12 protein-coding genes and 2 pseudogenes are annotated in these 15,377 nt (G+C 61.4%); 3 read left to right on the forward strand and 11 right to left on the reverse strand.

Translation table 11 applies throughout. The annotated features are described in order from the left end of the window. Nucleotides 1-17: 17 nt before the first annotated feature. The 8 genes and pseudogenes from PQQ86_RS10175 to PQQ86_RS10210 all read right to left on the reverse strand — a co-directional run bounded on the left by PQQ86_RS10175 (nt 18) and on the right by PQQ86_RS10210 (nt 10,502). Nucleotides 18-1,940 carry a PrkA family serine protein kinase gene (locus PQQ86_RS10175; protein WP_054039598.1) on the reverse strand — a complete coding sequence of 641 codons (1,923 nt, stop codon included), beginning with the start codon at nt 1,938-1,940 and terminating at the stop codon, nt 18-20. An 831-nt stretch (nt 1,941-2,771) separates the two neighbouring features. Further along, nucleotides 2,772-3,533, reverse strand: a complete 762-nt coding sequence (locus PQQ86_RS10180; protein WP_408266251.1) for a hydratase — start codon at nt 3,531-3,533, stop codon at nt 2,772-2,774. A 314-nt stretch (nt 3,534-3,847) separates the two neighbouring features. Continuing rightward, entirely contained in the window at nt 3,848-5,617 is a 1,770-nt protein-coding gene (locus PQQ86_RS10185; protein WP_408266253.1) for a methyl-accepting chemotaxis protein, read from the reverse strand. A gap of 476 nt (nt 5,618-6,093) precedes the next feature. After that, nucleotides 6,094-7,134, reverse strand: coding sequence for a LacI family DNA-binding transcriptional regulator (locus PQQ86_RS10190; RefSeq protein WP_408270205.1), 1,041 nt, complete (start codon nt 7,132-7,134; stop codon nt 6,094-6,096). Nucleotides 7,135-7,242: 108 nt separating this feature from the next. Further along, nucleotides 7,243-7,412 (reverse strand): annotated as a pseudogene (locus tag PQQ86_RS10195) (ABC transporter permease); the annotation flags it as partial. 156 nt (nt 7,413-7,568) lie between these two features. Continuing rightward, entirely contained in the window at nt 7,569-8,531 is a 963-nt protein-coding gene (locus PQQ86_RS10200) for a sugar ABC transporter substrate-binding protein (RefSeq protein WP_408266255.1), read from the reverse strand. 347 nt (nt 8,532-8,878) lie between these two features. Further along, nucleotides 8,879-9,856, reverse strand: a complete 978-nt coding sequence (gene corA, locus PQQ86_RS10205) for a magnesium/cobalt transporter CorA (RefSeq protein WP_408266257.1) — start codon at nt 9,854-9,856, stop codon at nt 8,879-8,881. A gap of 205 nt (nt 9,857-10,061) precedes the next feature. After that, on the reverse strand, nt 10,062-10,502 hold the full coding sequence (locus PQQ86_RS10210; RefSeq protein WP_408266259.1) for a hypothetical protein: 441 nt from the start codon (nt 10,500-10,502) through the stop codon (nt 10,062-10,064). A gap of 275 nt (nt 10,503-10,777) precedes the next feature. On the opposite strand from PQQ86_RS10210, the gene cydX reads away from it, so the two are divergent. Together cydX and PQQ86_RS10220 are read left to right on the forward strand one after the other, a co-directional pair. Further along, nucleotides 10,778-10,927 carry a cytochrome bd-I oxidase subunit CydX gene (gene cydX, locus PQQ86_RS10215; protein WP_408266261.1) on the forward strand — a complete coding sequence of 50 codons (150 nt, stop codon included), beginning with the start codon at nt 10,778-10,780 and terminating at the stop codon, nt 10,925-10,927. After that, complete coding sequence (locus PQQ86_RS10220; RefSeq protein ID WP_408266263.1) at nt 10,924-11,544, forward strand: P-loop nucleotide/nucleoside kinase family protein; 621 nt, start codon at nt 10,924-10,926, stop codon at nt 11,542-11,544. Before cydX ends, PQQ86_RS10220 begins: the two co-directional genes overlap by 4 nt. A 191-nt stretch (nt 11,545-11,735) precedes the next feature. Here the strand turns inward: PQQ86_RS10220 and PQQ86_RS10225 are convergent, their stop codons facing one another. The 3 genes from PQQ86_RS10225 to PQQ86_RS10235 all read right to left on the reverse strand — a co-directional run bounded on the left by PQQ86_RS10225 (nt 11,736) and on the right by PQQ86_RS10235 (nt 14,560). Beyond that, a complete protein-coding gene (locus PQQ86_RS10225) occupies nt 11,736-12,833 on the reverse strand; it encodes a saccharopine dehydrogenase family protein (protein WP_408266265.1) in 1,098 nt (365 codons plus the stop codon). A 225-nt stretch (nt 12,834-13,058) separates the two neighbouring features. Beyond that, nucleotides 13,059-13,517: an Lrp/AsnC family transcriptional regulator gene (locus tag PQQ86_RS10230; protein ID WP_054039581.1), complete on the reverse strand. Its 459-nt coding sequence runs from the start codon at nt 13,515-13,517 to the stop codon at nt 13,059-13,061. Between the two features lie 158 nt (nt 13,518-13,675). Continuing rightward, complete coding sequence (locus tag PQQ86_RS10235) at nt 13,676-14,560, reverse strand: LysR substrate-binding domain-containing protein (RefSeq protein ID WP_408266267.1); 885 nt, start codon at nt 14,558-14,560, stop codon at nt 13,676-13,678. A gap of 187 nt (nt 14,561-14,747) precedes the next feature. Between PQQ86_RS10235 and PQQ86_RS10240 the strand changes: the two are divergent. Further along, nucleotides 14,748-15,264, forward strand: a pseudogene (locus PQQ86_RS10240) (Spy/CpxP family protein refolding chaperone). The last annotated feature ends 113 nt before the right edge of the window (nt 15,265-15,377 follow it).

Below are 15,377 nucleotides of genomic sequence, written 5' to 3' on the forward strand. Positions count from 1 at the left end.
GCGGCACGCAGTGCGTATCATGACGACTTGCGCACGCGCAGATACCAATCACACAGCAAGCGCACCTGCTTCGGCGTATAGCCCTTCGTCACCATGCGATTGACGAAGTCTTCGTGCTTGCGTTGTTCTTCCGCCGAACCCTTGGCGTTAAACGAGATCACCGGCAACAGTTCTTCCGTGTTCGAGAACATCTTCTTTTCGATCACGACGCGCAGCTTCTCGTAGCTGATCCACGCGGGATTCTTCCCCGCATTTGCAGCCCGCGCACGCAGCACGAAGTTCACGATCTCGTTGCGGAAGTCCTTCGGATTGCTGATGCCCGCAGGTTTCTCGATCTTCTCCAGTTCGGCGTTCAGCGCCGCGCGGTCGAAACTCTCGCCGGTGTCGTGGTCGCGGAACTCCTGATCCTGAATCCAGAAGTCCGCATACGTCACGTAGCGATCGAAAATATTCTGTCCATACTCGGAATACGACTCCAGATACGCGGTCTGAATCTCCTTGCCGATGAACTCGGCATAGCGCGATGCCAGCACGTCCTTGATGAACGACAGATACTTCTGCTCGGTTTCCGGTGGGAACTGCTCGCGCTCGATCTGCTGTTCGAGCACGTACATCAAATGCACCGGGTTCGCTGCGACTTCCGTCGAATCGAAGTTGAATACGCGTGACAGGATCTTGAACGCGAAGCGGGTCGACACGCCGGTCATCCCCTCATCCACGCCCGCGAAATCACGATACTCCTGATACGACTTGGCCTTCGGATCGGTGTCCTTGAGATTCTCGCCGTCGTACACCTGCATCTTCGAGAACAGGCTGGAATTTTCCGGCTCCTGCAAGCGCGTGAGCACCGACATCTGCGCCATCATCTTCAACGTACCCGGCGCGCATATCGCACTGGCCAGCGACGAATTGCGCAGCAGCTTCTCGTAGATCTTGACCTCTTCGCCGTAGCGCAGGCAGTACGGCACCTTCACGACGAAGATCCGGTCGAGCAGTGCTTCGTTGTTGCGGTTGTTACGGAACGCCTTCCATTCCGACTCGTTCGAGTGGGCGAGGATCACGCCGTCGAACGGGATCGCGCCGAACCCTTCCGTGCCCTTGAAGTTGCCTTCCTGAGTCGCGGTAAGCAGCGGGTGCAAGACCTTGATCGGCGCCTTGAACATTTCGACGAACTCGAGCAAGCCCTGGTTCGCAAGGCACAGGCCACCGGAGTAGCTATATGCGTCCGCATCGTCCTGCGCGTACTGTTCGAGTTTGCGGATGTCGACCTTGCCGACCAGCGACGAAATGTCCTGATTGTTTTCGTCACCCGGTTCAGTCTTGGCAATACCGATCTGACGAAGGATCGACGGGTAGCGGCGCACCACGCGGAATTTGCGGATGTCGCCGTTGTATTCGTGCAGGCGCTTCACCGCCCACGGGCTCAGAATGTTTTTCAGGTAGCGGCGTGGAATACCGTATTGCTCTTCGAGGATCGGACCGTCCTCGTCGTAATCGAACAGACCGAGAGGCGACTCGTTCACGGGCGAGCCCTTGATCGAGTAGAACGGCACACGTTCCATGAGTTGCTTCAGACGTTCCGCGATCGACGATTTACCGCCGCCGACCGGTCCCAGCAGATACAGAATCTGTTTCTTTTCTTCGAGCCCCTGGGCCGAGTGCCGGAAGTAGGCGACCACCTGCTCGATCACCTCTTCCATTCCGTAGAACTCACGGAATGCGGGGTATACCTTGATGACCTTGTTCGCGAAGATACGCGACATGCGCGGATCGTTGCGAGTGTCGATCTGTTCTGGTTCACCGATTGCCGTCAACATGCGTTCGCCAGCCGTAGCGTACGCGGCGGGATTGTCTTTGCAGAGCGCGAGATACTCCTCGAGCGAGAGTTCATCTTCTCGCGTTTTCTCGAAGCGGGTCGCGAAACTGCTGTAGATATCCATGCTACCTCCTCGCCGAAGTCTAGACCGATGTCGTGCGCGGCGCGCTATTCGGAAACGACATCGCTCGAATTCATCCTAAACCCTTTTAAATTTTTTTTCACGAACTACGTTGCGAAAATCGCGCCGTACCCGCCTCCCAGCAATCCTCACTTGGAAACACAGATTCGCTCACCTACAATCTTCCGCTCACATCACAGCGAATGTGCAGCGATTGCCGGCTCACGTTGCCGCCTCTCCAGCGCCCTCTGCTCGCCATACTGACCAGCACTGACCAGCACGGCATGCCATGCTCCGTTACACGAATCGTCTCGCCCATCGAACGATCTCACTGCTCTACCGGACGGCCTGTCTGCATGCGCACACTTTCTTGCATCAAGCGCGAACGTCATGCGTTTTCTATGCCCGGGACCTTTTTTCATCAACGCGCGGCATCGCCGTTTGGTCTACAGCGACATGCGCTGTGTTACATGTTCGTTCGCCGTGCTCACCTGAGACACTGTTCATCGACGCATCGTCAAGCGGTTCGTCAACGCACCGGCGGTATCGTTCCGCACTATTTCACATGAAGTGCGGTGTGTTGCCGCGTGCTTGCTGCCCATGCCTGCCTCGCGTATTAACCGCGTCGGCGACAGGGTTAGCCGCATGTATAACTGGATCACGGCAGCGCGTCGGGCCGCTTCATAGGTGTATACGGCTAAGCGCGCAGTGCAGATGCGGCCGCAAATGTAAAACGGCCGCCCGTGAGCAGCCGTTTGCCTGATGCTTCGTAATCAGCGGTTACAAGCCGACCCTCACAAGCGCGCCGTTACAAGTACACGGCGACTGACACGCTCAGGTCAGTTCAATCTCCACTTCCCCAAGTCCGTCGATGTGGCCGCGCACGATGCCCGGTTTGTCCACATTGTGCGCACCGACGTACGAACCGGTGGTGAGCGTCCATTCCGGCTCGATGGTGATGCCCATGGCGGCGCAATGGTTGACGAACCACACCAGCAGTTCACGCGGGTCGCCCGCCGGATTGCCCGTGGCGTCGGGCACCAGCGAGTTGCCGTCGAAACTCAGCTCGAGTTCGGGCGATACGAAATCGAAGCTGCGGGCAAGGCCCGCATAGGCAACCGGACGACCGGTGATCAAAGCGCCGTTGTTCTGTGCGTCGGCCAGTTGCGCAAGCGGCGCGACATTGGGCCACTCAGCAAAGCGGCTATCGACGATCTCGATGGTCGGCAACACGACGCCAACCTTGGACAGCACCTCGTCGCGCGCATAAGCCCGGCCGCGCGGCTCGATCGCCTCGGCGAAACGGAAGGCGACCTCCAGCTCCACCAATACCCGGAAAAAGCCGGTATGGGCCACCCGCGCGGGCGACGGCAGCACCAGCGAAGCCGGAATCGGCGCGCCCGCGGCGGCCCCGCCCGGCGCTCTGGCGCCGATCTTCCACGCACCCGTCGAGTCGCCGAGGCCCACGATGACGGCCTGCTGGATCGCGTACGCGGTTGCCGCGTCGGGCGGCAGGCTGTCAGGTGGGGGCGCATCGATCGGGCGATGCTGCCGGCGGGCTTCGACGAGGCGGTTCGCGAGGTCGTATTGCGTCATGTCGGTCCTTTATGGCTGGCGCGTTGAGCGTTGGGTTGCCGCGCTGAGTTGCAGCAGTTGGCAAGCGGGCTCACGGTTCGCGCGCTGACTGTCTGTAGCGGCAAGGTTGCCGGTACAAGCGGTAGTCGCGCCCGTCAATGTACCGGATCACGACGCTTACCAGGGTGTAGACAACACATGTGAGCGTTACTTAGTCCGCAGACCATGAAAAAAGACCGCGGTTGCATGCGCAATCGCGGTCTTTATCGTCATGCGGCCGATCCGCACAAGCGTCGTTCCGTCTGATGCATCATCGGGAACGAATGTTGCAACGATCAGAAGGTTTCCCAATCCTGATCGCTTCCGGCGCTCGCCACTGCCCGTGCCGGCGTCTTCGTCGGCGCGGCGGCAGCCGGTGCCTGTGTCGCTGCGGGCACAGCAGACGTCCTGGCCGCCGGGGTGGCTTGTGACGCGGCATGTGACACTTTGCGTGCCGCCGCCGGGCGGCGAACCGGCGCGGTCACGCGCTTCGGCGCTGCGCTCACCGGCGCTTTGAAGCCGCTCTCTTCAAGCTGGAACACCGCGACCGCCGAACGCAGCTTGCCGGCCTGATCTTCGAGCGAAGACGCTGCTGCAGCGGCTTCTTCGACCAGCGCGGCGTTCTGCTGCGTCACTTCATCCATCTGCGTGACAGCGCGCGCGACCTGGTCGATGCCGCTGCTTTGCTCTTCCGAGGCTGCCGCGATCTCGCCCATGATGTCGGTCACGCGTTGCACCGCACCGATGATCTCGGTCATGGTGCGGCCGGCTTCGTCGACCAGCGCCGAGCCGGACTGCACGCGCTCCACCGAAGTGTCGATCAGTTCCTTGATTTCCTTGGCCGCCGCCGACGAACGCTGCGCGAGGCTGCGCACTTCGCCTGCCACCACCGCGAATCCGCGCCCTTCTTCGCCGGCCCGCGCCGCTTCCACGGCCGCATTCAGGGCCAGGATGTTGGTCTGGAACGCAATCCCTTCGATGATCGAGATGATGTCGGCAATCTTCGCCGAGCTCTGATTGATGTCACCCATCGTGCCGACCACCTGGCTGACCACCGCGCTGCCCTTGTTGGCAATCTCGGACGCATTGGCTGCCAGCGAGCTCGCCTGGCGAGCGTTGTCGGCGTTCTGCTTGACCGTGCCGGTCAGCTCTTCCATGCTCGACGCGGTTTCCTGCAACGCCGACGCCTGCTCTTCCGTTCGCGAGGACAGATCGATATTACCGGCCGCGATCTGGCGTGTGGCCGTCGCAATCGATTCACTACCGCTGCGCACTGTACGCACCGTTTCGGTGAGGCTGCGCTGCATTCTGGCGATACCTTCGAGCAACTGCCCCATTTCGTCGCGCGAGGTGACCACGACCGGGCGGCGCAGATCGCCCGCGGAGATCGCGTCGAAATGACCGAGGGCGGCGTCGAGCGGACGGGCAATCGCGCGGCTGAGCGTCAGGTAGGACAGCACGGCGGCGAGGACGCCGACCAGCAGTGCGCCAATGCTCACCATACGGAACACTTCGAAACTGCTTTGCACGGAGTCGTAACCTTGCCTGGCCGAGTCGAACTGGAACTTGCGCAGCGCGTCGTCCGAGTTGGCGAGTTCGTTGTATGCCGCCTGCAAGCGCTTGGCGCCGTCGACAACCTTGCTCTGATCGTTCGCCGTGATGATTGCCGCAAACGCGTCCAATTGCTGATGCAGTGCATCGCGCTTAACGATAACGTCCTGCGCGAGACGGTCTTCCTCGGTGTCGCGCGGCAGGTCCATATACTTTTTCCACCACATGTCGGACGTCACGCGCATTCCATGCGCGCGTTCAATCGTCGACGCCACCTCCGGCGTGCCCATCATGAACGCGGCCCGGTCAAGCGCCAGCCGTTCGCGCGCCGCAAAGAGCTCGGCGTTGCCGATATTGACCGCGCTCGGCATCGCGTTGGTGAACGTATCCTGGTAAGCGTCGTTCGAACGGCTCATGCCGAACAAACCGAAAACGCCAATGGCGACCAGCAGCGCGGCGAGGAAAGCCATCGTGAGGCCAATCCGCGCCTTGATCGTGATGCCTTTGTTCAACATGCTCGTTCCTGTACTTAACAAATAAGAGGCTGCGTGCGCAGCGCGGGGTAGCGTGTGGCTCTGCGTACATGGCGCTAATTTGAGGACGCGCTCTAATACTTTTGTTTACGGCACCTGATCGGCATACTTGAAGGATTTATATGGTATGAAGAAAGCCGTTGTAAACAATTGGAAGAAATTACAAAGCACTGACAGGCCGCGTTCCTGGGGCACGCAGCGCTTTAGGCATTCGGGGAAGTGCATTCACGCGGCGCGGAAGGCCGAACGCGGATAGGCAAGACGGATTCAGGCGGGGTTCAAAACAGGACTTTCGATCTGAGATCCTGGGCGCGCAATGGCGCGCTCGAAGACCGGCGGGAAGCGCTTAAGTCCGAGGCGGCGCTCAACGCTCGCGCACGATTCAGCAAGCCGCAAAAAGCAGCATGGAAGACCGGCCGCGAAGCCCTCCGGCTCACGCCCGGCAACAACAATTGATATCAGGCCGCCAGATCGCGTCTCGCCACGCCGGCCCATGTTGCGGTCGATTCGCGCACGATCAGGCGCGGCGACACGACACGCCGGCGACCCAGCGCGCGAGGACTGCCTGACGACGTCCCGGCAATGCGTTCGATCAGCGTCTGCGCGGCCATATCACCGAGCGCGCGGACCGACTGCCCGACCGTCGAGAGCGCCGGATAGGTGAATCGTCCCAGTTCGATATCGTCGAAACCGATGATCGAGCAATCGCGCGGCACGCTGATATTGCGCTCCGCCGCGGCGCGCAGCGCGCCGATGCCCATCATGTCGTTGCCGGCAAAAATCGCCGACGGCTTCACCGTGTCGAACAGTTGTCCCGCCGCGCGATGGCCGCCCATTCCCGAAAAATCGCTTTCGACAATCGCGCCGGCCGGAATCTCGATACCGCGTTCGGTCATGGCGCGGATGAAGCCGTGTACCCGCATGGCGCTCACCGCCGTCTTCACGGGCCCGGTGATGCAGCCAATCCGCACGTGCCCCAGTTCGAGCAGATGACGCGTCGCAAGATAGCCGCCCTTCTCGTGGTCGATCTGCACCAGATCCGCGTTCACGCCTTCGATATTGCGGTCCACGATGACCAGCGGCTCGCGGGCGTCGGCAAGCGCCTGCGCCAGCACCGCGTCGTCGCCCGCGGAGGCGACGATCAGTCCGTCGATACGCTTTTCCTGCAGCACGCGCAGATAGTTACGCTGCTTGGCCGGATCGTCGTCGGAATTGCAGAAGAACAGGCAGTAGCCGTTGCGCGAGCAACCATCTTCGATACCACGCGCCATCTCCGCAAAATACGGATTCGTACTGTTCGGCACCACCAGACCGATCGTCGCCGTCGCCCGCGCCTTGAGCGAGCGGGCCACCGCGGACGGTACGTAGTGAAGCTGACGGATCGCGTGTTCGACCTTCGCGCGCACGTCGGCCGACACCGGCCGTGAGTTGTTCACCACGTGCGATACCGTCGTGAACGACACGCCTGCCACGGCCGCTACATCCTTGATCGTCGCCATAACCTGTTGCTCTCCTGCCTGTTGTTCCTGCCGGCCACGCCATCTGGCGACCCACCGGACGTCTTCCTCGAAGACAGACCACACCCATGAATACTTGCTTTTATCGCACTGATCGGCTGTCGCGCTGAACGTCTCGCCCGCCAGAAAGGCAAAACCGGCAGCGAGAACAGCACGTTCATCGCCAGTCGCTCACCGGCGAGGCCCAGGTAATTCGAAAAGCCGAGCCGCGTGCCGGCAGCCTTGTCGCTTACCTCTGGAATTAACGGCGGCGCAGGAGGTTTCTTGAGCGTTTATTGAATTGACGCGGATTCGCGTGTCTTTTGCCATACATTCAGCATGCAGCGGCGTGAGCGCGAACCCGCGTGCCCCGGCGTGTTGCGGTGCTTCTTGTGGTGCTTCTTGCGGCGCGTATTTCGATACCTGCTACCCGACGCTTACCTGGTCACGAGGTCGCACGGCGTTTCCACCACGCCGGACAACTGCGACTGCTTCTTGTGTTCGCTGATCGCCTTCAACGCAGTGTCGATACCGAACACGGCCTGCTTGGCGGCGTACTGGTCGGCAGTAGCGAGCACGCGGCCGTCCTTGAGCATCGGCTTGATCGCGTTGATGTTGTCGTAGCCGACCACCAGCACCTTGCCCTGCCTGCCTGCCGCGCGTACGGCCGAGACCGCGCCGATCGCCATATTGTCGTTGCCGGCGAGGAGCGCCTTCAGGTTCGGATACTCATTGAGCATGGCCGACGCCACCGCGTTGCCCTTGTCGATTTCCCATTCGCCCGACTGCACCGACACGACCTTCGCGCCGACGGTCTGCATGGCGTCCTTGAAGCCCGCTGTGCGTTGCTGCGCGTTGGTGGTGGTCGACACGCCTTCGATAATGCCGACTTCATCGCCCGCCTTCAGTTTTTTGGCCAGATAGTCGCCGACCTTCTGCGCACCCTTGCGGTTATCCGGGCCGACGAACGGCACGTTCAGGTCTTTCGACTTGAGCACGTCCGGGTCGAGCCGGTTGTCGATATTTACGACGATGATGCCCGCATCGATGGCCTTCTTGACGACCGGCACCAGCGCCTTCGAATCAGCCGGGGCCAGCACGATCGCGTCGACCTTCGAGACGATCATCTGTTCGACGATGCGGATCTGGTTCGCGGTATCGGTTTCGTCCTTGATGCCGTTGGTGATCAGGTCGAACTGCGAGGCATTGTGTTTCTGATAGTCCTTCGCGCCGGTTTCCATGGTCAGGAAGAACTCGTTGGCGAGCGACTTCATCACCAGCGCGACCTTCGGCTTATGGGCGGGCGTGGTTTGCGCGTAAGCGGAGGAAAACGGAAAAGCGGCGGTAGCGGTGACGAGAACAGCGGCCGCCAGCATGCGGCGGCGAATGCGATGGCTCATGCCTATCTCCAGGGTTTGTTGGGCTCGCGTCGAGCCGTATTTTTAGTGATGCGCAAACGTTTGCCAAGCCTATTCTCAGCGCGCCATTCCCGGAATGTCAACAATTCGCAGTGTTACGGTGCATCGGTCCGCAGAAAATGCGTCGATGCGATGCGCTCGATGGCTTCGGCGCGGTGCGGCGAACAGGCGCACCGGCAGGCTGTGTTCTGGCAACGGTTCCTCGCTCAGTCTGTGCGTGGCAGATTTACCGCCGGCTGCAAGCTTAGCCACCGGCGGGCCGCCTATGCTGGACTTTTATTGCGTACGGTGCAAGCGGGAACAGCACGGGGCGATGGCCCAACGGTCTATCAAAGCCAGCCGGCCTTGCGGAAGCGCCAGTACAGAACCAGATCCACGGTCAGCATCACGGCAAGACAGACCGGATAACCGAACTTGTAGTGCAACTCGGGGATGCTCTGGAAGTTCATCCCGTAGATGCCGGCGATCATGGTCGGCACCGCGAACAACGCGGCAAACGAGCCGAGTCGCTTGGTCACCTCGCTTTCGGCGAGTGAGATCATCCCGAGATTGACCTGCACCGCGGTGACAACCAGCTCGCGCCGGCCGTCGATGATTCTGACAATCCGTTCGAGGTGATCGTAGACGTCGCGAAAGTAAGCCTGCATGCCTTCGCAGACGCTCGGAATCCGGCCGCCCGTCAATTTGCCGATCGCTTCCTGCAACGGCGCGATGTGGTGCTGCAGGATCACGAGACGGCGCTTCAACGAGTACAGATCCTCGATGATCACGCGCGATGCCGCCGAATTATTGCGCTCGAAGATACGGTCTTCGAGCGCTTCGATCTCGGTGTTCAACGCCTCGACGATCGGAAAATAACGATCGACGATGTCGTCCGCCAGCGCGTACAGCACAAACGCCGAGCCCTCCTTGAGTAAATGCGGCTCGTGCTCGCAACGGGTGCGAACGTTCTGGAACCCGGCGCGCGTGCCACGGCGTACCGACAGCACATAGTTGTGTCCCACGAAGACGTCGACCTCGCCGATCAGCAGCTCGCCTTGTTCGTCCATTTCCACGGTATGCATGACCGCGAATAGCGACTCGCCGTACTCCTCGATTTTTGGACGCTGATGGCCGTTTTGCGCATCCTCGATCGCGAGTTCGTGCAGGCCGAACTCGTGTTTCATCACGGCCAGCTCGCCCGGCTCCGGGTCTTTCAGCGCGACCCAGACGAAGCACTCGGGCCGCGCCACGTAGTCGCTGATGCTGTCGATATCGATGTCAGCCAGCTTCCGGCCGTCCTGATAGGCGGCGCAATTGATCAGCATGTCGGATTACCTTGAAAACGGAACAGACCGGCCGGCTTCGCACTGTGCGTAGGCCCCACGCCGGGTCTGCATGAACGGATACACGATGCCCGCCATGTTAAGGGCTCTGCGTGACCGTCATGTATCCAATTGTTAAAGCTCTCGCGCGGTGGCCACATTTCGACGCGGCCCGCCGCAATCCCGCGTTGTCAGACGCTGCCCTGCGCTATTTCGCAACCCTGCGCAAAGCGATGCCGTGATCGTCGCCGAAGGTGACCGACGCGCGGTTCGTATAGCGTGTATCGGCCGTGACCGTAAAGTGCATCTCCACGACCGGATCGAATTGCGTGGAGACACCGATGCGATGCACGCCCGGGCTCAGATAGAAGACCACATGTTCGCCGTTCATCAGATCGGTGACCTGCTCGCCGTCGATATACACCAGCGCATCACGGAACCGGACGATAACGTCGCGGGAACGTTCGCGCCGCACATCCACGGCGACCAGTCCGGTTCCCGGCTCCGTGTAACCGGGCTGGACGATGCGCGCTTGCGGTACCTCCTTGAACGGGACGGGCTCGGCAGGTGTCGAGCCGCAACCGGCGAGCGACGCGATAGCCAGCGCAAGCAGCGCGGCTTTGCAGTGAAAGTGCGGACGCATCGGCATGCTGGGTCTCCCGTGTTGTTGGCGGTGTTGCTCTTGTTATAGGCGCATTGTGCAATCCTGGCCGAACGGCCAGCGGTCTGCACGCCCTCTTGCGCGCTGCTGCGTTCTTCTTCATGATCGCTGCAAAGCGTTCGGCTGTGGGCGCCGCGCGCTGCGGATTTACCCTCGGGTCAGCAGCGTGCTACCTTTATCCGCCAGCATGTTTGCTTCTCTGTACTGGCTATGCGTAGTGCCTCACCGGCTGCCTCGCCGGACATACGACCAAGGAGACTGCAATGTGGTATTTCACCTGGATTCTCGGCATCGGCGTGGCATTGGGCTTCGGCATCATCAATGTGATGTGGCTGGAGGCCAGCGGCAAATTCGCGCGTGACCCGCAGCACGCCGGCACCCCAGCCGCTACGCCCGAGGACTCGTCTTCGTGACCCACCTGGTTTTCTTCTGCGGTCACGCCGGCACCGGCAAAACCACCCTGGCGAAGAAGCTGATCGGCCCGCTGATGCAGGCGATCGCGACACCCTTCTGCCTGCTCGACAAAGATACGCTGTTCGGCGGCTACAGCGCGGCCGCCATGGCCATGCTGACAGGCGATCCGAACGATCGCGACAGCCCGCTTTTTCTGCAGCACCTGCGCGATCCCGAGTATCGCGGCCTGCTCGATACCGCCCGCGACAATCTTGAGCTCGGCGTCAGTGCGCTGGTGGTCGGGCCGCTCTCGCGCGAAGTGCGCGAGCGGCGCCTCTTCGATCGCGCCTGGCTCGGCATCGGCGCGGACGTGGCGCTGCGGGTCGTATGGGTCTACACGTCCGAAGAGATGGCGCATCAACGTATCGTCGCGCGCGGCAATCCGAACGATGCCTACAAACTCGCGCATTGGGACGAGTATCGGCAGCGCCGCTTCGTGCCGAGCGGCGATATTTGCGAAGACCTCTTGATGTTCGACAACACCGCGCCAACCCGCGCGGATTACGAAGCGTTGCTCGCACGCCTCGCAGGCGAGCCGAATGCGTCGCCTGCGATGCTGCCGCCGCTGCCTGTGTAGTCGCCTATGTCACAGCCAGTGCCACGCCTGCATAGCACTGGCGTTTCAAACGAAAAACGCCCCGCATGGCGGGGCGTTCATCAAACGGCCTTCTGCGAGGCCTGCTTCGTTGCTCGCGGCAATCACTACCGCGTCGTCGCACGGCCCTCGGTATTGAGCCTCTTTTGCAACCCCAACGCGACAGTCGCGGCTTACACCGTTGCCATCGCATCCAGCGACTGCCCTTCGTATAACTGGCCAAAACGGTTCGCGAGGAAGTCGCGCAGCGACACCTGTTCCTGACGCACGAAACCGCTTTGCGGCAGCTTCTGCTCACGGAACAAATCAAGCACCGCGCACATCGCACCGGCCGTGGTGATCTGAATGGCGCTCATCGGCACACCGCACACCGTCTTCGCGAAGATCTTGCGGGTGAAGACTTCCTGCACCAGTTGACCGTCACGCATACCGCTCACGGTGATGAACACCAGCACGACGTCTTGCGCGGTCGCGGGCACCGAACGGCGCATGATGGTCTTGAGCGTATCGCGGTCGCTTGAAAGACGCAGGTCTTCCAGCAGGAACTGCATCAGGTTGCGGTGACCCGGATAGCGCACCGACTTGTAGTCGAGCGATTCGACACGGCCCGAAAGCGTTTCGCATAGCGTACCCAGCCCGCCGGACGTATTGAAGGCTTCGTATTCGGTACCGTCGAGCGAAAAGTGTTCGAGGCCTTCCAGCGGCTGCACCCACTGTGTGCGGCTGTCGCGGATCGCTTCGCACGGCTGGCAGTACTCGTTGATCAGACCGTCGACGCTCCACGTCAGGTTGTACTTCAGCGCGTTGGTCGGGAACTCCGGCAGCGCGCCGACGCGCATTTTTACGTCGCGGATTTCGGTGAAGCGGTTCGCCAGTTCATGCGCGGCAATGCCGATGAAGCCCGGTGCGAGACCGCATTGCGGCATGAAGGCGTGATCGGCGTCGTCGGCGATTGCACGAATCGCGCTGGTGGCGCGCACGTCTTCGGTCAGGTCGAAGTAATGGACGCCCGCGCCCTTGGCAGCCGAGGCCACGTTCACCGCCAGGTAATACGGCAGTGCGTTGATCAGCGCGTCAAAGCCTTGAATGGCGGCACGCAGCGCGGCGGCATCGGCGGAATCGACGCGGCGGGTCGGGATACCCTGGGCGGCGAGCTTATCAAGCGCATGCTGATCGCGGTCGAATGCGACGACGTCGTAGTCGCCAGTTTCGCGCAGCATATGGGCGATGGTGTGACCGATCAAACCTGCGCCAACGATGGCTACTTTCATGTCGCTTCTCCTAGTTTTTTGTGTGCTGTTATCAGCTTGGGAAGTGCGCTGCGCTAAGGCGCTGCGCCCGGCGGGCTGAACCCTTGAGACACAGTTTAGGGAGAAGCAAAAACAGTTCATACGCGCAAAGTGCTGCGCTATGACCATGAACTTCGACGTTATGACGACGTGATTAGTCGATATGTCGAAAACATGTCAAAACGGCGTAAAAATTTGGCCGCGGAATCACACCATGCCGCGGTCGATCTTGCGCGCAAGGATGATCGACGTAGTGGTTCGCTCCACCCCTTCCAGGCCGCCGATCTCGTCGAGCAGATCGTTGAGGCGGTCGGGCGAATCGGCGCGCAGCCACGCGACATAGTCGAACTCGCCGCTTACCGCGCAGAGCAGTTGCACCTCGGGCATCTTGCCGAGACGTTTCTGCACGGCCGGGCCGTATTTCGGCGCGATGATGATGCCGACGTACGCCTGGATGCTCGAGTCGAGCACGTCCTGGCCGAGCCGCACGCTATAGCCGCCAATCACGTTGCTGCGCTCGAGGCGGGCGATCCGGGCGATCACGGTGGTGCGCGCCACATCCAGTTGACGCGCGAGGTTGGCGACGCTCTCACGGGCGTTGGCTTGCAGCAGCGCAACGAGGTTGCGGTCGAGGTCGTCGAGTTGGTCGAGGCGCGGAGGTCTCATCGGGGGCGAAAGAAGTTGGTCGGTAGTGAAGGATTATCGCGCGTCCTGGGCATCGAGCGTCAGGCAGAGGAACCCCGAATCATGAGCGACGCAATGATGAGCGGCTAACAACGAGCGGCAAGCTGGAATCGGGAAACAAAACCTGGCAAGCGGCAAGATCACGCCCCGAACCGCTCGATCACGAAATCGATGAAGCTGGTGAGCTTGGGCGTGGCGCGGCGGTCGCATGAGTAGAGCAGATGGACGGGCGCGCCTTCGGGCAGATAGTCCTCCAGCACCGACACCAGTTCGCCACTGGCGATCTCCCTCGCAAGCAGCGCCTCCGGCTGCAACACCAACCCGAAACCTCGCAATGCGGCAACCTTGAGCGCCTGGCCGTTGTTCGCCCGGAACCGTCCGGCGCGCAGCTGGTTTTCGTCCGCGTCCTCGCCGCCTAGCCGCCACAACCCCTCGCGGCCCCAATGCAGAAAGCCGAGGCATTCGTGCCGCATGAGATCAGCCGGCGTGCGCGGTATGCCGGCCCGCTCCAGATAGGCCGGCGACGCGCACGCGCGCATCCGGTAAGGCTTCAACGGCCGTGCGACGAAACTGGAATCCGGCAAGCGGCCGATTCGCACCGACGCATCGAAGCCCTCTTCCACGAGATCGATCACGCGATTCGACAGATCCAGTTCAAGGCTCACGTCCGGCCACGCACTCAGGTAGTCGGTCATCGCCGGGGCAAAGACTTCGACGCCGTAGGTCAGCGGCACCGTCACCTTCAGCACCCCGCGCGGCGCGGCCGTCATGGCCTCGGCGAGCGACTCCGCCGCCCTGACGTCGGCCAGAATACGCCGGCACTGCTCGTAATATTGCCGTCCGATTTCAGTCAGGCTCTGACGGCGTGTGGTACGCGTCAGAAGCCGCGTCGCGAGCCGCGTTTCAAGCGAGCGGATGTGCTTGCCCACCATCGCCGACGAAATGTCAAAGCGCTCGGCGGCCGCCGTGAGACTGCCCGCCTCGACCACAGCGACGAAGATTTCCATGCTGACGAATTTGTCCACCCGCTATTTCCTGTTCGTTTCGGTTGTAAGCGTTTGTCGCACTGCAGCCGCATTGTAGGGATATCGTGATACTAATAGCGGCGACGGCGAAGTGGGCAGCCGGTCGCCTTGCGTCGCTATGCGAACGCGCGTTGGGCCGCTCGCCATGCTCGCCTTGTCATAATTCGAACAGACATCAGGAGTTTCGATGAAAAAAGCACTCGTAATGCTGGCCACCGCAGTCGCCATGAGCGGCGCATTCGCACAAACTTCCGCACCGGCCTCGGCACCCACGGGCGCCCCGGCTTCCGCACCGGCCGCCAAAGCAGGCCACGAGCGCAATGTCGAAGACCGCATCGCCTACCTGCACACGCAGTTGAAGATCACGTCGGCGCAGGAATCGCAATGGAACGCGTTCGCCGATGTCATGCGCAGCAATGGCGAGACGATGGGGCAGTTGTTCCAGCAGCGCAAGGCCAACACGAACCTGTCGGCGATCGACGACATGAAGCAATACGCCACGATCGCGCAAGCGCATGCGGACGGCATGAAGAAACTGGTCGATGCGTTCGATCCGCTATACAGCAGCTTCTCGCCTGAGCAGAAGAAACTGGCCGACGTGACGTTCCATCAGGGCGGCCCTGAAGGCGGCCATCGTCACCATGGCAAGGGCGGCGCCAAGAAGGCGCCGGCTGCTGCCGAGTGATGCGACTCTGAAGCCGTAAGAGATTAGCGACACGGTTGATGGCGGGCAGCGCGGGTTTCCGCGCTGCCCGCGGTTCTATTGCCTTTAGCAAAAGAAACCGATCTTCAAATGCATCTGGCATGATTGCGAGTA

This window comes from Paraburkholderia sediminicola, assembly GCF_046026675.1.
GTDB lineage: Bacteria > Pseudomonadota > Gammaproteobacteria > Burkholderiales > Burkholderiaceae > Paraburkholderia > Paraburkholderia sediminicola_F.